The 22,026-nt window shown below is 51.4% G+C and carries 14 protein-coding genes; 11 read left to right on the forward strand and 3 right to left on the reverse strand.

Features of this window, described 5'->3' with window-relative positions:
* Window positions 1–224 precede the first annotated feature (224 nt).
* The 4 genes from AC0YN3_RS27130 to AC0YN3_RS27145 all read left to right on the forward strand — a co-directional run bounded on the left by AC0YN3_RS27130 (window position 225) and on the right by AC0YN3_RS27145 (window position 8,906).
* Window positions 225–4,886 carry an InlB B-repeat-containing protein gene (locus AC0YN3_RS27130; protein ID WP_475778034.1) on the forward strand — a complete coding sequence of 1,554 codons (4,662 nt, stop codon included), beginning with the start codon at window positions 225–227 and terminating at the stop codon, window positions 4,884–4,886.
* A gap of 509 nt (window positions 4,887–5,395) precedes the next feature.
* Window positions 5,396–6,325, forward strand: coding sequence for an ABC transporter permease (locus tag AC0YN3_RS27135; protein ID WP_475778096.1), 930 nt, complete (start codon window positions 5,396–5,398; stop codon window positions 6,323–6,325).
* Window positions 6,326–6,343: 18 nt separating this feature from the next.
* Window positions 6,344–7,252 carry a carbohydrate ABC transporter permease gene (locus tag AC0YN3_RS27140; RefSeq protein WP_475778035.1) on the forward strand — a complete coding sequence of 303 codons (909 nt, stop codon included), beginning with the start codon at window positions 6,344–6,346 and terminating at the stop codon, window positions 7,250–7,252.
* 40 nt (window positions 7,253–7,292) lie between these two features.
* Entirely contained in the window at window positions 7,293–8,906 is a 1,614-nt protein-coding gene (locus AC0YN3_RS27145) for an extracellular solute-binding protein (RefSeq protein ID WP_475778036.1), read from the forward strand.
* 88 nt (window positions 8,907–8,994) lie between these two features.
* Here the strand turns inward: AC0YN3_RS27145 and AC0YN3_RS27150 are convergent, their stop codons facing one another.
* The gene (locus AC0YN3_RS27150) at window positions 8,995–11,289 is read right to left on the reverse strand and encodes a helix-turn-helix domain-containing protein (RefSeq protein WP_475778037.1); all 2,295 of its coding nucleotides are present in this window, start codon (window positions 11,287–11,289) and stop codon (window positions 8,995–8,997) included.
* Between the two features lie 97 nt (window positions 11,290–11,386).
* On the opposite strand from AC0YN3_RS27150, the gene AC0YN3_RS27155 reads away from it, so the two are divergent.
* The 5 genes from AC0YN3_RS27155 to AC0YN3_RS27175 all read left to right on the forward strand — a co-directional run bounded on the left by AC0YN3_RS27155 (window position 11,387) and on the right by AC0YN3_RS27175 (window position 17,624).
* Window positions 11,387–11,533: a S1 domain-containing protein gene (locus tag AC0YN3_RS27155; protein WP_475778038.1), complete on the forward strand. Its 147-nt coding sequence runs from the start codon at window positions 11,387–11,389 to the stop codon at window positions 11,531–11,533.
* Window positions 11,534–11,536: 3 nt separating this feature from the next.
* Window positions 11,537–12,823 (forward strand): alpha-L-fucosidase, encoded by a 1,287-nt coding sequence (locus AC0YN3_RS27160; protein ID WP_475778039.1) that lies wholly within the window; start codon window positions 11,537–11,539, stop codon window positions 12,821–12,823.
* Window positions 12,824–12,918: 95 nt separating this feature from the next.
* On the forward strand, window positions 12,919–13,944 hold the full coding sequence (locus tag AC0YN3_RS27165; RefSeq protein ID WP_475778040.1) for a carbohydrate-binding family 9-like protein: 1,026 nt from the start codon (window positions 12,919–12,921) through the stop codon (window positions 13,942–13,944).
* Window positions 13,945–13,950: 6 nt separating this feature from the next.
* Window positions 13,951–16,587, forward strand: a complete 2,637-nt coding sequence (locus AC0YN3_RS27170; RefSeq protein WP_475778041.1) for a transglutaminase-like domain-containing protein — start codon at window positions 13,951–13,953, stop codon at window positions 16,585–16,587.
* Window positions 16,587–17,624 carry a glycoside hydrolase family 18 protein gene (locus tag AC0YN3_RS27175; RefSeq protein WP_475778042.1) on the forward strand — a complete coding sequence of 346 codons (1,038 nt, stop codon included), beginning with the start codon at window positions 16,587–16,589 and terminating at the stop codon, window positions 17,622–17,624. The genes AC0YN3_RS27170 and AC0YN3_RS27175 overlap by 1 nt, the downstream gene beginning before the upstream one ends.
* Before the next feature lie 81 nt (window positions 17,625–17,705).
* On the opposite strand, the gene AC0YN3_RS27180 is transcribed toward AC0YN3_RS27175, so the two are convergent.
* Window positions 17,706–18,017 carry a hypothetical protein gene (locus tag AC0YN3_RS27180; RefSeq protein WP_475778043.1) on the reverse strand — a complete coding sequence of 104 codons (312 nt, stop codon included), beginning with the start codon at window positions 18,015–18,017 and terminating at the stop codon, window positions 17,706–17,708.
* A 158-nt stretch (window positions 18,018–18,175) separates the two neighbouring features.
* Window positions 18,176–18,397, reverse strand: coding sequence for a hypothetical protein (locus AC0YN3_RS27185; RefSeq protein WP_475778044.1), 222 nt, complete (start codon window positions 18,395–18,397; stop codon window positions 18,176–18,178).
* 190 nt (window positions 18,398–18,587) lie between these two features.
* Between AC0YN3_RS27185 and AC0YN3_RS27190 the strand changes: the two genes are divergently transcribed.
* Both AC0YN3_RS27190 and AC0YN3_RS27195 read left to right on the forward strand, forming a co-directional pair.
* Window positions 18,588–20,405: a sensor histidine kinase gene (locus AC0YN3_RS27190; RefSeq protein ID WP_475778045.1), complete on the forward strand. Its 1,818-nt coding sequence runs from the start codon at window positions 18,588–18,590 to the stop codon at window positions 20,403–20,405.
* A complete protein-coding gene (locus tag AC0YN3_RS27195; RefSeq protein ID WP_475778046.1) occupies window positions 20,398–21,918 on the forward strand; it encodes a response regulator in 1,521 nt (506 codons plus the stop codon). Before AC0YN3_RS27190 ends, AC0YN3_RS27195 begins: the two co-directional genes overlap by 8 nt.
* The last annotated feature ends 108 nt before the right edge of the window (window positions 21,919–22,026 follow it).

The following is a 22,026-nucleotide window of genomic DNA, read 5'->3' on the forward strand; positions in this document are numbered from 1 at the left end:
TGCAGCCGGTCAAACATTATTCTTTTTCTATGTCGAAAAATAGCGATATATGTCGACGGATTTGATAGAATGGGATGATTAAGAAATGCTATTATCGGGCTATATACTGTAACTAGCAGCTTGAAATGTGATTGGGAAGGAGTAAGGCAAAACGTTGATCGAATGTTGATTTCTTGATAACAGGCATCTTGCAGAAACAAACTATGAGTTAGGGAGATCAGGAAATGAAGAGAGACAAATGGAATAAAAGATTGGCCGCGATGATGACCTTAGTCATCCTATTTGGCATGCTGCCTGTTTCGCAGCTCGGAAGCGAAAAGGTTCATGCCATTGCCATGCAGGACGCGGTTGAGGGTTTGACATGGACATCGAAATCATCTGGAGCAGCTACGGCATTGCGGGGAGTAACGCATGGCAATGGGACATTCGTGGCAGTGGGAACGCCTCCTATGCCCTTTACGGGAAATAACGGTCCCATGCAGCAGGGGGATCTCTACCGTACTTCAGCCGACGGTGAGGCATGGAGCACCAGAACGACAGGGACTTCGCATGAGCTGAGAAGTGTGACCTACGGCAGCAATGGTTTCGTAGGCGTAGGTTATTATAGAGACTACTATTATGGACAACAAAAAGATTACGGCCAAATATCCACCTCCCCTGACGGATTGAGCTGGAACGTTCAGAACAATGGAACAGGGAACGCATTTTTCGGCGTAACTTATGGAGGCAACGGCTATGTGGCAGTTGGAGCCTCTTACGATATTGATTTTAATGCAACGCCGCTTATTCTATCTTCAACAAATGGCGTGACGTGGACATCTCGTCACTCTCAAGGAAGCGGTACATTGAATGCGATTGCGTATGGGAACGGACTCTATGTCGCTGTTGGAAGCCTTGGTACGATCCTGACCTCGCCGGATGCTTTGACATGGACGGCAAGCAATTCTACGGTTACTTCAAATATTCGGAACGTTACATATGGGAACGGCGTTTTTCTAGCAGTAGGAAGCGGAGGCAAAATTTTGACTTCGCCTGACGGAGTTGCTTGGACGCTGGGCAATCCGCCGGCAACGCATACGACTACCGCATTCTGGGGCGCGACCTACGGAAAAGGCACCTATTTAATCGTAGGAAACAACGGGACGATTCTTAGCTCGACCGATGCACAGACATGGACAGCTCGTGAGTCAGGAACGATGAATCCGTTATACGCAGCCGTTTATAACGGGGAGACGTTCATGGCCGTGGGGGAATATGGGACGGTCTTAGTCGCGCAATATCAATTGCAGTATTCGGCTGGGGCAGGCGGGAGCCTGACTGGTGTTGCAGCGCAAGGGGTAACGCCTGGAGCGAACGGTTCGGCAGTGACGGCAGTTCCGGATGTTGGGTACCACTTTGTTGGCTGGAGTGACGGAGAAACAACAGAAACCCGTACGGATCATAACATAGCAGCCAATAAAAGCGTAACGGCTAATTTTGCAATTAACGTATACAACTTAACGTATACGGCGGATGCAGGCGGGAGCTTAAACGGTACGGCCAATCAGAGCTTGAATCATGGCTCAAACGGAACCGAAGTTACGGCTGTACCGGATGCTCATTATCACTTTACTGGCTGGAGCGATGGGTATGCAACCGCGAACCGTACAGATTCGAACGTAACTGGCAATAAATTGGTAAGCGCGAGCTTCGCCATTAATACGTATGCCCTGTCCTATTCGGCGAGTGCGGGCGGGACGATAACGGGCTCTGCCTCCCAGAATGTGGACTATGGTGAAGATGGAGCAATCGTTACGGCAATACCAAATACGGGCTATCATTTCGTGAATTGGAGTGACGGTGTCGCGACTGAAGCACGCAAGGAATCGAATGTGACAGCGGCCAAAAGCGTAACAGCGAATTTTGCCATAAACGAATATGTGCTGACCTACTCCGCGGGTGCCAATGGCAGCCTTGAAGGCACGGCTTCGCAAACCGTGAATCACGGCTCGAACGGGACTGAAGTAACGGCGAAACCAGCAGTAGGTTACCATTTTGTCAACTGGAGCGACGGGGAAACGGCAGCAAGCCGGACAGATCTCCAAGTAACGGGGAGCAAAACGGTTACGGCGAATTTTGCAATAAATGCCTATTCGTTGACGTATGCGGCAGGAGCTGGAGGAAGCTTAACAGGTACGGCCGGACAGACGGTGAATCATGGCTCGGATGCAACAACGGTAACTGCGGTACCGAATGCGGGCTATCACTTTATCGGCTGGAGCGATGCTATCATGGATGCTGCTCGCACGGACATCAACGTAACGGGTGATATTGACGCGACGGCAAGCTTTGCTATCAATGCGTATACGCTGAACTATACGGCTGGCGATGGCGGTACTTTGACCGGATCGGCTTCGCAATCGGTAAACCACGGTTTAAGCGGAACGGCGGTAACGGCCTCGCCGGACGCGGGTTACCACTTCGTAAACTGGAGTGACGGTGAAGAATCAGCTACCCGTACAGACAGCGTTGTTACGGGGAACGTCAGCGTTGTCGCAACCTTTGCGATCAATGCATATACACTGCAATATGCCGCGAATGCTGGCGGAAGCTTGGAAGGAACGGCATCGCAAAACATTAGCCACGGCTCAAGCGGAACCGCGGTAACGGCTAAACCCGACGCGGGCTATCACTTCGTGGGCTGGAGCGACGGCGCGACTGCCGCGAGCAGAACAGACAGCAACGTCACGGAAAATATAAGCGTGAGCGCAAGCTTCGCGATCAATGAATACACGCTGACTTATTCGGCGGACCAGAATGGCAGCGTAACCGGTTTGATCGCGCAAACGGTGAAGCACGGAGATAACGGAACGACGGTAACGGCATTGCCGGCTGCAGGCTATCATTTTGTAAGCTGGAGTGACGGCGTGCTGGACGCTAATCGAATCGACCTTCAGGTTGAGGCAAACATAAGCGTAACCGCGAATTTCGCAATCGACAATTTCACGCTGGCATATGCCTCTGAGACAGGCGGTACGATAGACGGCGTGCCTATACAGCAAGTGAACCACGGTGCAGACGGAACAGAAGTAACGGCAATTCCGGATACAGGCTATGACTTCGTAGACTGGAGTGACGGCGTAATGGCTGCAAGCCGAACAGACAGGAATATAACAAGCAATAAGAGCTTGATTGCAAGCTTTGTTCTCCGTGAATACACGTTGAGCTATACGGCCGGCATGAATGGCAGCTTGGAGGGATCCGCCTCCCAAACGGTCAATCATGGATTTAACGGAACTACGGTGACTGCCGTCCCGGCTGCGGGCTACCATTTCGTGGGCTGGAGTGACGGCGTATTAGACGCAGCTCGCACGGATAGCAGCGTTAGCCATCACATTCAAGTTAGCGCAAGCTTCGCTATCAATGAATATACGCTGGAATATACAGCGAGCAGCGGAGGAAGCCTTTCGGGCACGACCACCCAAAAGGTGAATCATGGCTCCGATGGAACAGAGGTAACGGCAGCTCCAGAGCTTGGTTATTCCTTTACAGGCTGGAGTGACGGCGTTACTACGGCGAGTAGAACGGACCTAGGCGTGACGGCAGATTTGCATACGGTTGCCCAATTTACGATAATCCCCCAAACATCGCCTTCGGTGAATTCGGATGGTCAGATTCTAGTAAACGGCAAACCAATGACGATTGGGATCATGACGAGCACGACGCGCGGTGACCAAACCGTCAAAAAAATCGCGCTCGATCCGGCTAAACTGGAACAAATGATTGCCGGCAAGGGCGAAGTGGTTACGATCCAATTAAATACGGCTGCTGACGTATTCATCGCGGAGCTTACGGGACAAACGATGCAAATGCTGGAGCAGATGGAAGTCGTACTTTTGCTTCAGACGGATTTTGGAGCCTATACGCTTCCAGCGAACCTCGTTTCAGTCAGCGAGCTCGCTAAGCAGCTTGGACAAGGCGCAAGCCTTGCGAATGTAAAGCTGGAAATCGAAATGTCCAAGTCGTCTGCACCAATGGTTGAGATGGCTGAAGAAGCGGCAACCAAAGGCGGCTACACAATCGTATTGCCTCCGCTTGATTTCAGCATCAAGGCTATAAGCGGAAATTCGGTTAAGGAATGGAATCAGTTCAAGGAATACGTCGAAAGAATGGCGGCAATTCCCGCTGGCGTAGACGCGAAAAAAATAACGACGGGCGTCGTTGTCCAAGCGGATGGCACCGTACGCCATGTACCTACAAAGATTGTTATTCTAGGCGGCAAATCTTATGCAGCGATAAACAGCTTAACGAACAGCACCTATGCCGTCATTTGGAACCCCGTCACGTATTCGGATGTTGCGCATCATTGGGCGATGGACGCCGTGAACGATATGGGCTCGCGCAAAATCATTAACGGGGTGAGCGCTAACGCATTCAAGCCTGATCAAGCGATTAGTCGCGCGGAGTTTGCGGCTATTATCGTTCGCGCACTCGGGCTTAAGCCGGAAACGGGTTCAAATGCTTTCACGGATGTAAAGGCATCGGATTGGTACAGCAGCTATGTTCAAACCGCGTATGCCAATGATTTGATCAGCGGATTCGGTGAACGTACCTTCAAGCCGAACGATAAGATCACCCGCGAACAGGCAATGGCGGTTATCTCAAAAATGATGAAGCTGACAGGCCTTGAAGCGGAGCTTCAAGAAAAAGCTACGGAACAATGGCTTAGCCAGTTCGAGGATAGCGATAAAATATCGGGCTGGGCAAAGGCGAGCGTCATCGCTTGCTTGCAGTCGGGTATCGTTTCCGGTAAAACCAGCAAGCTGATTGCGCCGAAAGAATTGATTTCTCGGGCGGAAGTCGCCATGCTGGCACAACGCATGTTGAAAGCATCAGGACTGATTTAATTGAATTCCGGATACAATCGGCAGGGATAGCACCAAAGGCCACGCAGGCGTTCATTGAACGCAGCGTGGCTTTTTTTATTCCAGCAGCGAAGAGGACCATGCTGCCAAGCCGGAAACGCGATAAATGCTTAAAATTTTGAAAGCGCATACATGTCATTTTTGATTTTACCAGCCATATTCAAAATAATGCTTTTTTCGCCTGCCCAAAACGATTGGTAAAACTTGCGCAACGTGATAAACAAAGGGTTTTCGGGTCAAGAATGACACATTAAGGTAATTGTCTGAATAATCAAACTTGCGGCGCAGTAACCGCTTTCTCATAATAGTGCGCGATTGCAGGCAAAACTAAAAATGACATATTTACGATATTTTAATTTCTAGGCTATCGTTGTAAGGGTAAGCGAGAGCAACGGGGAAATCCGAACGAGGATCACGAAGCTCGCGCAGCCATAACGAAACCGAAAGGAGTGAACCCTGTGCAGCAGGCGAAAAGAATCGCAACAGGAAGTATGCAATTGGAACCCGGGCAGGCGAAGAATAGACGATGGAGACAAGCGCTTCAGAACTGGCAGCTGTATCTCTTCATTGCACCCGCATTTTTCTACTTCCTCATCTTCTCTTACGGGCCGATGTACGGCATACAAATCGCATTCAAAAACTTTATCCCGACAAAGGGGATCATGGGAAGTCCATGGGTGGGGTTCGATCATTTTATCCGGTTTTTTAATTCCTATTACTTTTGGGACTTGTTATGGAACACATTGAGCATTAGCCTATATGAACTTGCTGTCGGTTTCCCGATACCGATTATTCTGGCACTTGCTTTCAATGAGCTGAAGGGCGGCTACTTTAAAAAGCTCGCTCAGACGGTGACATACGCGCCGCATTTTATTTCGGTCGTTGTAATGGCGGGCATGATCATTACGTTTCTATCTCCCTCAACCGGGATGGTTACGAATGTAATCGAATGGCTCGGCTTCGACTCACCCGATTTCTTGACGGACCCGAAGTGGTTCAAGACGATGTATGTGCTCTCAGGCGTTTGGCAAAGCGCGGGCTGGGGAACGATCATTTATTTGGCAGCGCTGTCAGGCGTTGATCCAGGCTTGCATGAAGCCGCGATTATCGACGGGGCCTCCCGGTTCCAGCGGGTCATTCATATCAACATTCCGACAATCGTCCCTACGATGACCATTTTATTGATCCTCAATATGGGAAGCCTGCTAGGAGTAGGGTTTGAAAAGATTCTATTGCTGCAAAATTCATTGAACATGGAAGCCTCCGACGTGATCTCGACATTTGTGTACCGATCGGGACTTGTAGATGCGCAGTACAGCTTTTCCACGGCAATTGGCTTATTCAATTCGGTTATTAATGCCATTATTCTCGTGGTTGCGAATCAGATCGTAAGGCGTACCAATGAAAACAGCTTGTGGTAGAAGAAGGAGGTGCGGCTGATGATTTCAGCTGTGAAAGAAACCGGAAAAGATAAACTGTTTCTCGCGTTCAACTATATTTACGTGCTGTTGGCGTTTATTATTGTAGCTTACCCCGTCATTTATATGATCAGCGCTTCAATAAGCGATCCCAAGCTGGTCGGCTCAGGCGAAATGTGGCTATTGCCCAAAGGCATTACATTCGAAGGGTATGAGCGGGTATTCCAAAACAAGAGCATTTGGACAGGATATGGAAATACGATTTTGTACACGGTAGTGGGAACGGCCATTAACCTGTTTGTGACGCTGCCGGCCGCCTATGCGCTAAGCCGCAAAGATTTTGCAGGGCGCAACTTCTTTATGGGCATGTTCATGGTCACCATGTTCTTCGGTGGCGGCCTCGTGCCAAGCTATTTGCTCATTAAGGAGCTTGGCATGGTCAATACGATCTGGGCGATCGTCATTCCGTCGGCAGCCTCCATATGGAACATCATCGTAGCCCGTACGTTCTTCCAGTCTTCGATCCCGAAGGAGCTGCAGGAAGCTGCGCAAATCGACGGCTGCAGCAATATAAGGCTGTTTATGAAAATCATTCTGCCGTTATCGATGCCGATTATTGCGGTAATGGCACTGTTCTATGGCGTTGGCAACTGGAACAGCTATTTCTCGGCACTGATCTACTTGAATGATGCCGCCAAATATCCGCTGCAGCTTGTCCTCCGCCAAATTCTTGTCCTGCAGGAGATGTCGGCGCAGGGCGGGGGCGCGATAGACGCGTCAACGGCCTCGGCGCTTAACAGCAAGGCCGAGATTGCCGCTTTGGTCAAATATTCCGTCATTATCGTAGCGACGGCACCGATCATCGCTGTGTATCCGTTTCTTCAACGTTACTTTGTGCAAGGTGTCATGATTGGCTCCGTAAAGGGCTGATTTTGCTCATAAATGATCAGATAAGGGAGAGGGATTTTGGATGAAAAAGGTACATAAGGCATCATCGCTATTATTGTGCGTCACGCTGCTCATCTCCGCATTGACTGCTTGCGGCTCGCCGAACAATGAAGGGTCAACCAATGGCAGCAATGCCGGCAGCGAAACATCGACATCCAGCGAGGCAGAAGGAGTCAGCAAGGAAGGTTTCCCGATTGTTAGCGAGCCGACTACGCTCAAGATGATGTCTCAGGATGTCGGCGTTGCGGACTGGAGCCAAATGCCCGTGCTGCAAGAGATGGAGAAGCTGACAGGCATAAAGCTGCAGTTCCAGAATGCCCCTTTGGACAGCTTCGCGACCAAGAAAAACCTGGTGTTTGCAAGCGGCGATTTGCCGGACATGTTCTATGCGGCTGACCTCAAACCGGCAGAGCAGGTCACATACGGCTCCCAAGGCGTCCTTATTCCTCTTGAGAAATATATTGACGGAGGCTACGCGCCGAATATCAAAAAGATTTTTGACGACCATCCCGACATCCGCAAGTCGTTCACTACGCCGGACGGGCATATCTACGCGCTGCCGAATATCGATCTAGCGGCTGTATGGTACCGCGGTCCGATGTGGTACAACGGCAAGTTCTTGAAAACGCTCGGAGCAGCGGAGCCTAAGACGACCGAAGAGCTATATGCCTACCTTAAGCGCGTGAAGGATGAAGACGCGAATGGAAACGGGAAACAGGATGAAATTCCGCTCACCTCCGTTAAGCTGGATGATCTGCGGATGTATTTCCTCGGCTTCTGGGGGATCTATGACGAGGTCGTCTATGCGGATAAGGATGGCAAGGTACATTATACGCCGCAGGAAGAAGGCTATAAGGGCTACTTAACCTTCTTGAACCGACTGTGGAAAGAAGAGCTTCTTGACCATGAGACGTTCTCGCAAACGGACGAGCAGAAGAAAGCAAAAGGCAAAAACAATCAGGTTGCCGTGTTCAATGACTATTTCCCTTACTTTACGCTAGGCGGCGAGCCAAGCGAGGACAATCCGTTAATGACGCCCGTACAAAGCGAGATCGCGGGATCTCCGGTATACGGCAAGCATCCCGGCATTTCAGCGAACGGCACCTTCGCGATCACGAGCAGCAATCCGGCTCCTGAGGCGACGATGCGCTGGGTCGATTATTTGTACAGCTATGAAGGCGCGACATTGTTCAACCAAGGTCCAGAGGACCTGCTTTGGAAATATAAAGACAAAGCAACGCACGAGAAGGAATGGCTTCCGGTTCCGGGCGGCGGCGACCGTGAAGAGTACCGCGGGAAAATTACGCCGAACTACGGCATTCTTACGCCAGGAATGAATTCGAGCGAGCTTACTTTGGGACTGCGCAGCGGGTTCGATTTATGGATTGATAAGCAAAACGCCGAGAAGCTGACACCTATTGCCAAATCACCGTACCCTAACGTCTATTTGACGAATGAGGAGCAAACTGAGGCATCCGCTTTGTTATCGGATTTGAACACGTATGTGAAGCAGATGGAAGCGAAGTTTGTAACAGGACAGGAGTCACTGGCGAATTGGGATACTTACTTGGCTCAAATTAAAAAAATGGGCGGGGACCGAATTGCCGAACTTTATCAAAGCGCATATGACAGATAGGCCATAAGCGATAAGCCGAACCGTGCATGAAACAGGAAACGAGCAGCACCCGGTCATGCTTATCCGTGACCGGGTGTTTGCCTATCGCCTATTCATCGTCATCCAGCTCAGAAGCAGGCAGGGCTTGACTGTTCTCTCCGTAAAGCTTGCGGTATTGGCCAGGAGTGTATCCGGTTTCCTTCTTGAATTTCCGGATAAAGTTAGGCGTGTCCAGATAACCGACCTGTACGATGATTTCTTTCAGCGGAGCGTTAGACGTTTTCAAATGGCGCATCACTTCATCCATTCTCTTTTGCCAAATGTATTGAATGAAGTTGAGGCCCATCTTCTCTTTGAACGACCGGCTGACATGGGATGGCGATATGGCGAATTCGAAGGCGATCGACTCCAGGCTAAGCGTATGGTCCGCGTAGCGGTCGTCGATGTAGGCAACGATCTTATCGATCTGCGACTGCTCTTCCTTCTTGTTGATGCGCTCCACCTGCTTGCAAATACGGGAGGCAAGCTGAAGCAGGCCATTCTCCAGCTCGTCCAGGGAGTGGCTGTAAATCATATTCGGCGCCATGTCGTGAGTCAAATGCGGAATGCCAAGCTCCGACGCGGTTTTGAGCATCGTATTGAGAACATCAAAGCAAATGCAGCGCTTCAGCAATGCGGACAGCTCGGATGTTTGCAGGCTGCGGATAGACGGGCTGATGATCTGCGCCGCGACATCGTAGCTTCCCAGCTTCAGGCTTTGAGAAAGCTTCAGCAGCGTATTGTTCGGTATCCAGAACGTGTGGTCCGGCGTATGCAGCAGGTTCTCGAAGTACGTCACGGTACCGTGACCGTTAGCTGCACGCAGCTCGAACGCGGAGCAGGCTTCGATAAAGGATTGGTTCAATTGGTTCGGGCTTGCATAGCAGGTACCGACGGCAATGGTAGGCGTAACGTCGAACGTTTCCAGCATGCTGCACCGTACAGCTTCGACAATGTGGCGAACGGCTGCGAAGGGCTGCTCCGGCTCGCTATGGCTGAAGCTGATAATGAGTGCGATTTGATCCAGCTGCGGAAGCTCTACCCCGTAGGCATGGGCAGCCAGCTCCGGGAATTCGATCTGGGCAAGCAGCTCGATCAGCTCTTGCCGTTCCTGGCGTTCATCCTCCATCTCGCTCCAACCGATGACCATGACAAAGTGGCAGCCGCGGTCGAAATGAAGATCAAAGGCTTCCTGCAGCTCAGGCGCAAGGCTTTGGGCGTTGCCGTATTTGAGGAGCATGGACAGGAAATGGTTGCGCGCATAAGGCTCTTGCAGATCGATGCGGGAGCTGTACTCCTGCAGCGCCGTTCGAATCCGGTCAAGCTCGTTTCCGCTGCCTGCCGATTTGTCCATCTCTAGCTTAGGCTTGGATTTGGAATTGGCGAACTCGACAAGCGTAGAAATCGGCTGGTATTGCATACGGGCCAGCACGAGCGCGATGGCGGCGCCGACAAGCACAACGATGATGAATAAGAGAACGATGAAGCTGCGAACATGCACGACGCTGCTGAAGAATTGCGAGCTGGGCATGACGGTCACATACGTCCAGCCGTTGTTCTCCGACGTCACGGATACGATCGAGTGCGGCTTGCCGTTAAGAATTTTGTCATGGATGCCGGATGAAAGACCGAAGAGCGACTTCGCCTCTGCATTCGTCAGAGCTTCGCCCTGCCGGTTGTCGACGAGAATTTGGCCTTTGTTATCTAGAATATAGGTAAGGCCCTGATAATTGCCGAGAACGGAATCGATTAAGCTTGTCAGCTCGGATTCCTTGATCAAATACATGATCGTCCCATGGGGATTCGGACTGTACGGCGTAATCGGAACGAGATAGGCGAGCATGGACTCCTTCATGTTGGCGTTGCGAATGACCGTATCGGCCGGACGCACCGTCGGGAATTTTATGTCATTCAGGTCCTGCACGACCGCTTCATTGCTCCAGCTGCTGAAGCTGAAGCCGCTGGCGAATACGTCGAAGTCGGATAATCCTTTGGCCGAATAAATTTTCTCGTCCTTGTGGAAATACAGGAACAATTCGCCAATGATCGAGCTCGTCGCTTTGTATTGGTCCAGCGCCTCGATCGCTTCGCCGCTGTAGTAGGCGTCGTGAACGCGGAAGGGCGTCAGCCTCTTATCATAGGAGATGCGGGATGCAATCTCTCCGAGCTCTTTCATTCTACCGTCTATGATTACTTTGGTTTGCGTTAATTGGCCGAGACGGGATTGTTCGATTTCGGAGCGGAGATTCGTGACTGCGTTTTGATAGATGAAGACGGTCATTAGAATTAAAGGGATTAGTAATATGAACAAGTAGGACCATATATATTTCATAAACAGTTTGGATTTGAAGTAGTTTCGTTTCATCGATTCTGCCTCCTGTTATCTACTAAGCCATTTCATTGCTTCTTACTATATCAACAAATTTACAATTTGGACATAGAGCCGCGAGAGAGATTGACGCATGCATGGCTTGAAGCCTGACATCACAGTGATAAGAGCGGGGGACCGTATCGGTAACGGATTGATGGTTCAGTTGCCGGGCAACAAGCATGCCGGTCATGCGCCGATCGCGCATGTTTCCGAATGCTATAAGGAAAAGGAGCTGTGAGCGATGGAAGAGTGGTTTAAGGAAGCGAAGCTAGGTATATTTATTCATTACGGCATTTATGCGGTGGATGGGGTCGCAGAGTCATGGTCCTTCTACAATGGGAAAATGAAATACGAGGATTACATGAAGCAGCTGGACGGATTTACGGCCTCCAGCTTCGATGCGGAGAAATGGGCAGATCTTATCGCGCAGTCCGGGGCCCGGTACGCCGTGCTTACGACGAAGCACCATGATGGCGTAGCGCTGTGGGATACGGAATACAGCGACTTGAACGTTGTGAAAAAGACGCCGGCGAAGCGGGACCTGATTAAGGAATATGCGGAGGCCATAACGAAAAGAGGCATCCGGCTGGGCATGTATTATTCGTTGATCGACTGGTCGCATGCCGACTATCCGAGCGTATTCGAAGGAGGAAAAGCGCCGGAGGACTTGAGCCAAGTGAACCCCTTTTCAAGCCCGGTTGACGGCATCCAGGATGAAGGGAAATGGCAGAAGTTTCTGCAGTTCAACAACGACCAGCTGCGGGAGATTCTAACGAACTACGGAAAGGTTGACCTGCTCTGGTTCGACGGGGATTGGGAACGCAGCGCCGATCAATGGCATTTGCCCGAATTCAAGCAATATCTCCAATCGTTCAACCCCGATATCATCATTAACTCGCGGCTTCAGGGTCATGGGGATTACAAAACGCCGGAGCAGGGCATTCCGATCACGCGGCCGGAAGGGCCATGGGAGTTCTGTACGACGATTAACGGCTCGTGGGGCTACGTCCCGGACGACAACAACTATAAATCGCTGAATCAGATTATCCGCATGTTCTGCGACTGCATTACCTTGGGCGGCAATATGCTGCTCGACATCGGGCCCAAGGAGGATGGGACGATCGATAAGCGGCAAGAGGATATTTTGCTCGGATTAGGCGAGTGGATTCGAGCGCATGAGGAAGCGGTATTCGGAACGGAAGAAGGCATTATGACCCGTTATTATTTGGGCGGCAGTACGATCGCGAAGGATAGAAAGACGCTCTATCTTTTCGTATACGATGACCCGAAGGAGAATGTATGCCTGAAGGGGCTTTGCAACAAGGTTAAAAAGATAACGGTGCTTCATTCGGGCAAGGAGCTGACGCATGTGGTTCATGGCGGGGTTCCGTGGTTTAATATCCCCGGAACCACATGGATTCATTTGACAGCGGACGACACCCATAAGCAGGTGACTGTGCTCAAGCTGGAGCTGGACGGAGAGCTGGAAATGTACGGCGGATCAGGAGCGGTCGTTACCCATAACTAGCATAACTAGCATAACTAGCATAACTAGCATAACTAGCATAACTAGCATAACTAGCATAACTAGCATAACTAGCAGATAGAATCGGAGGAGATAGCATGCATGCAGGACAAGTGCCTGAGCCGAATATAGAATATGCGCCCAAGCATTATATTTGCCGGAGAGCAACGGAGAAGCTTGCTCTTGACGGCCGGTTGGATAAGCCGTTCTGGTCAGCGGCAGAGTGGACGGAGGATTTCGTTGATATCGAGGGTGACAGCCGTCCAAGGCCAGCCAAGCAGACACGCGTAAAAATGCTATGGGACGATGATTATTTTTATTTCGGCGCGGAATTAATCGAAGACCAAATATGGGCAACGCTGACGGAACGCGATTCGGTCATATTCTACGATAATGACTTTGAAATATTCATTGATCCGGATGGTGATTCCCATCATTATTATGAGTTCGAAATCAATGCGCTAAACACCGTATGGGATCTGCTGCTCGTAAAGCCTTACCGCGATGGCGGGCCTCCGGTGAACGGCTGGGATATAAGCGGGCTGCTGACGGCGGTGCATATCGACGGGGAATTGAACCGGCCTGGCGCGGCGAATCGCATGTGGAGCATCGAGGCGGCAATGCCATGGAGCAGCCTGCGCGAATGCGCGAAGGATACCAAGGCGCCTGCTGAAGGGCAGTTCTGGCGCGTTAATTTCTCGCGCGTCGAATGGCGGGCAGAGGAGCGGGACGGACAATACAAGAAAGTGATTAACCCGGATTCGGGTAAGCCTTTCCCGGAGGATAACTGGGTTTGGTCTCCTATGGGTCTCGTTAATATGCATTATCCAGAGCTATGGGGTTATGTCGTGTTCGCTGGTGAAGACGGACCGAATTCGTTCGTGCTGCCGCAGGATGAACGAAGCAAGTGGGAGCTGCGCAAGCTTTATTACCGTGAACGCAATTATTTCGCCAGTCATGGCGCATTTGCTAATCAATTGGAAGATTTATTGAAACAGAATGAGCATTGGAGCATTGTGCCTACCATTGAGACGACAAGCTCCCTGTTTCAGATCTCGGCGCCGTCAGCAGACGGGAAGTCCCGCTTCTGTATTAGAGAAGACGGAAAGCTATGGGAGGAGTGAATACATATGACGCAGCAGACCTCTGTTTTTTCATTGAGCCAAGATGAAATGGAGCGGATTGAGCGGAAATTTCAGGAGAAGCAGCAGCTTGCCGCGGCAAGGGCGAATGAGCTGTTCACGATTTTTCAGATGAAGCTGACCGAGGAGGAAGCATGGGCGCTCAAATATTTGTTCGCCTATATGCCCGTGAACGACATGGCTGACTATGACGGTGCTTTATTTCTCAGCCATGTGCGCCGAACGTTGGCGATTCGGAAGCAGGTGCCATGGGGAAACCGTGTTCCCGACCAGCTTTTCCTGCACTTTGTGCTGCCTTACCGCGTGAATACGGAGAATATAGAGGATTCCCGCGGGATTCTTTATAGCGCATTGGCGGATCGCACAGCGAATTTGTCCATGGCGGATGCGATTCTGGAGACGAATTATTGGTGCCATGAGAAGGCGAATTATATCGGGAGCGACCTGCGTACCGTCTCGCCGCTGACGATGATCCGCAATGCGCGGGGCCGCTGCGGAGAAGAATCGACGCTTGCGGTTGCCGCCCTGCGCAGCATAGGCATTCCTGCCCGCCAGGTCTACACGCCTCGCTGGGCGCATTGTGACGACAATCACGCTTGGGTTGAAGCCTGGGCTGACGGCAGCTGGCATTACATCGGCGCCTGCGAACCGGAAGCGCGGCTGGACCAAGGCTGGTTCAGCCCGCCTGCTCGGCGCGCGATGCTTATTAATACGCGGATCTTCGCCGACTATCCAGGACCTGAAGACATTACGCTGAGGGATGAGTGGTTCACGGAAATCAATTTGCTTGAGGGCTATGCACCGACGCGTACGATAAACGTCCATGTCACAGACGGGCAGGGTTTGCCCGTTGGAGGCGCATATGTTTATTTCGAGCTGTACAATATGGCCGAATTTTACCCGATTGCGGTGCTCCGGGCGAACGGGCAGGGCGAGGCTTCGTTCAAGACGGGCTTTGGCGAATTGCTGATCCGTGCCGTTAAGGACGGAAGCTGGGGCGAGAAGAAGATAGCGGTAACGGACGGCGACCGCATCGGGCTGGTTATGAATGAAACGATGCAGCCGGCCGGGAGCATCGATCTTGACATGGTGCCTCCTCCGGAACGCGGCGGCGAATCAGCCTGCCCGCTTCCTGACGATGCCGTTCAGCGCCATAATCTCCGTCTTGATGAAGGAACGAGACTCAGAAGCAGCTACGAACGATCCTTTCTATGCGAAGAGGAAGCGCGGGAGCTGGCCGAGGAGGAAGGGCTTCCCTCCGAGCGGGTATGGGAGATGCTTCGCAAAGCGCGCGGCAATAGCCGGGTGATTGCCGCTTTTCTGCGGAAGCACGCCGCCGAGCACGGGGAATGGCCGCTTCGCTTGCTGGAGAGCTTGAATGAAAAGGACCTTGTCGATACGTTCGGCCCTACTCTCGACGATCATTTGATCGGCTCATTAACGCAGCGAGGAGAGCTTGCGGAAGACGTTTTCATCAGCTATGTGCTTCGTCCGCGCGTACTGCATGAAATGATCGTGCCTTATCGGCGGTTCTTCCAAGAACGCTTTACGGGAGAGGAAATCGGGTTATTCCGCGAGAATCCCGCGAAGCTTGCCCGCAGCTTAGAAGCGGAATGGAGGATATGGGAGGACTTCCCGAACCTCAAGGGCAAGGGAAATCCGGTAGGTACCTTTGAGCTTAAGGTCGGGGACCACGTTTCAATTGCAATCCTATTCGTTGCGATCTGCCGCAGCTTGGGCATACCGGGGCGCCTCCACCCAAGCGAGCAAAAGCCGCAATATATGGCAAACGAGGGCTGGCGGGATGCCCTAATAGCTAACGGAGCCCTTTTGGGCCAGAAGGCTGTCGGCAGCCTGCAGCTAATTCGAAACAGTGAGCCGGACGACGTTGCGCCTGCCGCCGCGTATTCTGAGAATTTCACAATCGCGAGGCTGGAGAACGGTATTTACAAAACATTGGTTTATCCTCACGGGAAAACGGATGTATACGATGAAGCATCTGAGGTGGAAGCAGGCGCGTACCGATTAACGACAGGCATTCGTCTGAAGGATGGAACCGTTCACGCTAGATTTACGTATTTCTCGGTCCATGCCGGGGAGGAGACGGTTATTCCGCTTACCTTCCGGGAGGCGACGCTCGAGCTTCCCCTGCTTGGGACGTTGAACCAAAGCGAAGCGTTCAATCTGCCTGATGGAACCATAGGTAAACCGCTAAGAGAGCTCATTGGCATGAATGGTGCCATTGTTGCGTGGCTGGAGCCTGAAAGGGAGCCAACCAAACATTTGATCCGTGAAATCGGCGAGTTGACAGGGCCATTGGAAGAGCTTGAAGCACCGATTATTCTCGTCGTCGGCGATTCTGAATGGACCTCGACATTCGATCCGGAGAGCTATAAAGGCCTCCCGTCATGCGTGCAATTCGTTCGCGCCTCCTCTTACTCGTCATTGCCGGGCTTCATAAGCCAGCCGCCGGCAAGCGAAGCGGGTTTCCCGCATCTCTTCGTGCTGGATAACGAGGCTCAAATCCGATATACGGCATCCGGCTACAATATCGGAATCGGGAAAGAAGCGCTGCGAACGTTAACTAGCCTCTTCCGACTACAAACGAAACGGAGCGATACGTGATGGCAAAGAGGAAATACATCGTGGCAGGCTATGTCGCCGATTCGAAGCTGCCTGATATGACCAGGGAAGACCTGATGAAGCTAACCCATCTGAATGTGGCCTTCGGCCATGTGCGCGGCGACGAAATTACAACGGAGCATGTGCAGCATAAGGATACTCTCGGAGCGATTAAGCAGGAGCATCCTGAGCTTACCCTGCTGTTGTCCGTTGGCGGTTGGAGTGCAGGGGGATTCTCTGAAGCGGCGGCGACCGTGGAGGGAAGAGCGCGCATGGCTGACTCGGCGATCCGCGTACTGGCGGAGCTGCCATTCGACGGCATTGACCTCGACTGGGAATATCCTTGCTACGGCGAGGCAGGCATTGCGTCCAGCCCGGCTGATAAAACCAATTTCACTTTGCTGCTGAAGGCAATCCGTGAAGCGTTGGACCATAAAGGAGCGAATGACGGGCGGCATTACCTGCTTACGATTGCTGCCGGCGCTGATCAATATTACGTCGACGGGACGGAGATGGATCAGGCCCAGCAGTACTTGGATTACGTTCAGCTCATGACCTATGACATGCGCGGCGGGTTCCAAATTCTTACGGGCCACCATACGAATTTGTTTACGCCAACAGGCGATTTGTTCAGAATCAGCGTAGACGCCTCTGTTCGCTTGTTCATTCGGGCAGGCGTGCCGAAGGAGAAACTCGTCATTGGCGCCGCCTTTTATTCCCGGATGTGGCAGGGCGTACCCGGCCATGCCAATGGGCTTCATCAAATGGCAGGCGGAACCGGCGGATACGGTCCCGATTTCACGGCTCTTGCAGCGGAATATATCGATAAGAACGGCTACGTGCGACACTGGGATGACGAAGCGAAGGCGCCGTACCTGTTCAACGGAACGAGCTTCATCTCCTATGAGGATGAGCAATCGCTGCGGCATAAATGCGATTACGTGAAAGCCAAGGAGCTCGGCGGCGTCATGTTCTGGGAATACAGCTGCGATGAGACGCATCGGCTGCTTGATGCCATATTTGAGGGACTCAAGACGTAAGGCATAGCTTCTTGAAGGAATGGAAAACGACCTATCGCAGGCTCCCATGAGCGGGCGATAGGTCGTTTTCCATTCAAGAAGCTACTCTTGGGTTTCCTTCTGCTGTTCCTTGGCAAGCTGCTGCCGGAGCTCGGCATTCTTTGCCGCAAGCTGCTTGGCTGCCGCGGCTTGAGAAGCGTCTAAGCGAGCCGCTTCCTCGGTAAGCTTCGTTATTTGTGTCAGCTTGCTGCTAAGATCGCTCGGCGAAGAGCTCAGCTTGCTGCTTTTTTGCAATTGCTTTATTTTGGCAAGCGCTTTGTCCCTCTTGGTCTTATCATTGGCGCTTTGCTTTTGAAGATCGGCGATTTCTCTTTTTAGACGGCTTATAATGGAAGTCGTGAAACTAATGGACATTCGAGCACCTCATAATCGTATAGTGTTCCATCTGCTCATTTTACTATACAAGGCTTTTTTATGCGAGAAAGAAAGACAAGGGAGGCGGCCGAGGCCGAGGCTGGCTGATCGCCTCCCCTTATCCCGTTCATTCCGAACGGCAAGACGGAAAGCGTCCGTCAGTGATTCACTTCCTGCTGCTCCGGCGCGGCCGGTTCATCCTTTGAGGGCTTGCGTCCAATAAAACGGCCAAGCATCATAAATAACGGCGAGGTTTCGAATTCGATTAGGCTCTGCATCTCAGCCCAGCTGAAAATGACCAGAAACGGAAGCAGTCCAATTGCAAGAATACCTAAGATAAGACCGATGGAAATATTTCGAATCATTTTGCCAAGTGTCATACTTTCATCCCCAATCCTTCGGTTTGCCTCACCTCCACATTATATGCCCATGCTGCTACGTCATTCAACCACCCCGCATGGAGCCTGGCACTTGTGTCCGCAAAACATAGTGAAGTATTATTAAACGTTGTAGCGCATATCGTGTTGTTCTTGCAGGCCTTTGGGGCCAGACACGTGAAAGGAGCTTATTTTGAAAGCAAAAAGCTTGTACGACAACTATGTCAAAAATAATCTCTTTATGAAGATGATATTGCTGTTTGCACTCATCACGACGGTGACCATCGTTACCTTTTCCTATTTTATGTTCAATGTCATGTCGGAATCGATCGTGCGCAATGAGCTTGAAAATCAGAAAAAGGCAATGGAGAGCGTGAACAGCTACATGACCCGCAAATATGATTCGGTGCAGTCCACGATGCTGGACGTATACCGCAATGAATCCTTATCGCTCCATCTTGCTTATTTCCTGCAGCATCCCTTTGAGGATTACATGAATTATCAGCTGGATCAATATGCCGACGATACGAATATTGATTTGCCGAAAGGGCTCGATTATTTCGAGAACAAGCTGGATGGCGATCCCGATATAGAGAACTTAATGCTCTACAGCTCAGAGAGGCAGTTCCTGTTTGCCTACAAACAGGGGCATGTGACGAAGCTGGTTTCGACCAATGCCGCGCATTCGTATATCCCTGACGCGATGGCGCTCGAGAATGCAATGGTGTCGGTTCCGAACGCATGGGTCCGCCATGCAATCGGCCAGCAGGATCCGAAGCTATACGCGATGCGAGTGCCGGTCACGGATAAGAATACGCTGAAAAATCTGGGGCAGCTGCTTGTCTATTTCAACTCAGATCGGATTAAGAACGCGCTGGACAGCTATAAGGAGCAGTTAAAGGGCTACATCGTTGTGCTCGGTCCGGCGGGAGAGGTGTTGTTCGACTCCTCTGATACGTATTACGGCGCGAGATATCCCTACACGGATCAAATCGACTCCTTATACAATACCGCGATGCTTGAGCAGGAGTCTTACGTAACGACGCTGACGCAAAACCAAGCTGGTTATCTCGTCGTGGGCGTAGCGCCAAAAGCAGAGGTGGCAGCTGCATATGAAGGGCTGAAGCGCACGATTATTTTGATAAGCGCGATCTGCATCGTTATGGTACTGCTTGTTCCGGTGCTGGTCGTCACTAATTTCGCGAAGCGCACCAATAAGATCATTCGGTTCATGCGCAAGGTGGAGAACGGTGATTTGTCCGCGCGCATCCAAGACGAGAAGGAGGATGAGCTCGGTCAAATCTCGCGCAGCTTCAACGACATGCTTGATGAGCTTTCCCGTCATATCGATAGCGTCTACAAGGCGGAAATCAAGCAAAAGCATACGGAGCTGGCCGCTCTGCAGGCTAGGGTCAATCCCCATTTCCTGTACAACACACTTGAGGTGATCCGCATGCGGGCAGTCTCGCAAGGCGCAAAGGATGTTGGGGAGATGATCTACAGCTTGTCGGTATTGTTCAAAAGCTTCGTGCAGCCGAAAGGCGAAAATACGCTGAAGGATGAGCTTGAGACCTCGCGCCTTTATTTGGAGCTATTCCGCATACGTTACAAGGACAAGCTGTCCTACGAAATTACTTGCGAGCAAGGACTGGAAAACAGGCGGATTATGCGAATGGCGCTGCAGCCAATCATCGAGAATTACGTCGTTCATGGGCTCGATCCGCGTAGGCCGGATAACCATATTCGCATCAGCATCTCTCAAGTCGAAGGAAGGATTCGCATTCAGGCGGACGACAATGGCAGCGGGATAGAAGCAGGCAGGCTGGACGCGATTCGGCAGTCGCTTGATGCGGTAGAGGAGACCGGTGAATCCTTCGGCCTGCGAAGTGTCCATGAACGGCTGAAGCTGCTGTATGGCGCGGATTACGGTCTTGAAATTACGAGTACGCCTGGCGTTGGCACGATCGTGACGCTTGAATTTCCCAACACGGAGGACATGCAGCATGTATAGGGTATTTGTGGTAGACGACGAACCGTTCATTATTGAAGGCTTGTACGATATTATCGATTGGTCGGCATTCGGCTTAGAGATCGTCGGCTCGGCGGAGAATGGGCAGGACGCGCTCGAAGCGCTCAAGGAATCGGCGCCGGATATTTTGCTCACGGACATTTCCATGCCGATCATGGACGGCTTGACCTTGATCCGCGAGGCGAGACAGTTCCGTCCAGATCTTAAAGTGATCATCTTAAGCGGATTTAATGACTTCGATTATATCAAATCCGGCTTGAAGCTTGGCGTCGAGAATTATTTGCTTAAGCCGATTAACATCGATGAGCTTCAGGAGACGCTGGCCAATACGATCGATAAGCTGAATACGATTCGGCCGGATCGTTTGTTCAGCGATTATGATATTCGGATTTTGAGGGATAATATTTTATATCGCTGGTTAACGGGGCGGATTGCGCCGAACGAGCTGAACGAGCGCACGGATATGCTGGACATCAGGCTTGATGCGCCTTACCTTGTCACCGCGGTGCTTCGGACAGAAAGCCAATTCGAACCTTCCTATGAAGCTGCCCAGCGGCTTGCGGTACTGGACAAGACTATGCTGCCATTCGTCGACATTGACGGCGACCTCGTTATCGTGTTCCTGATTGACGAGCCTGAAGCGGGAAAAGCGAAAGCGATGGACGTGCTCGGCAGCATGCAAAAACGGCTGGAGCCCAATCCGCTGCGTATCTCGCTTGGAAGCGTGCAGGAGATGGGAGATGGAGCGCCGCAAAGCTATGCCCATGCCAAAAAGGCGCAGGAGTACTTCTTGCTGCTGGACGAACCGGCAATCGTCGATTACGCGGAGCTTTCACAGCGGGGCGGCATCGAGAATACGACGGCTCAGCCGCTGGATTGGAGCGATTTCTCCAAGCTGATCAAAGCGAAGGAGCTTGAGCAGCTTCACGCGGCAATCGACGAAGAATTCGAACGCTACCAACTGTTGGAAGGCGTAACGCCGGCCTATATTCAGAGCATGGCGATCGAGATGATGATTCGCTTCAAGATGGAGCTCAAAGAAATCAAGCAAGCGGATCAGCCTGAGCTCTACAAGGCGGGCTTCGCGCAAGTCATGCAGGCCGAAACGATTGAAGGCTTGGCTGCCGTCGTCAAGGAGGCTGCGACGTTAACAGTCGATTCGTTAATGCGCGATGTGAAGAGCCCTATCATACAGCTGCTGCTCGGCTACGTGCATGAAAATTACGCGCAGGCGCTGTCTTTGAAATCTTTGAGCCAGCAGTACAACATACATCCCGTCTATCTCGGGCATTTGTTTCAGAAGGAGACGAATGAGACCTTTACCGAATACATCAATAAATACCGGATTGGCAAAGCGAAGGAAATGCTGAAGGAAACGCAATTAAAGGTACAGGAAATCGCGTTGCAGGTGGGCTACTGGGAGACCGGTTATTTCTACAAGCAGTTTAAGAAATACGTAGGGATTTCACCGACCGATTATAAAGGACTGCTCTAACGCAAGGCGGAGCTGTCCTTTTTTCTTTAATTTGTACAGCATACCTTTAGTTTGTTGCCTATTTGAAAATCGTTACATCCGTTATTTTTAGATTAGGCCTTTTATCGC

Source organism: Paenibacillus sp. J22R232, assembly GCF_056269165.1.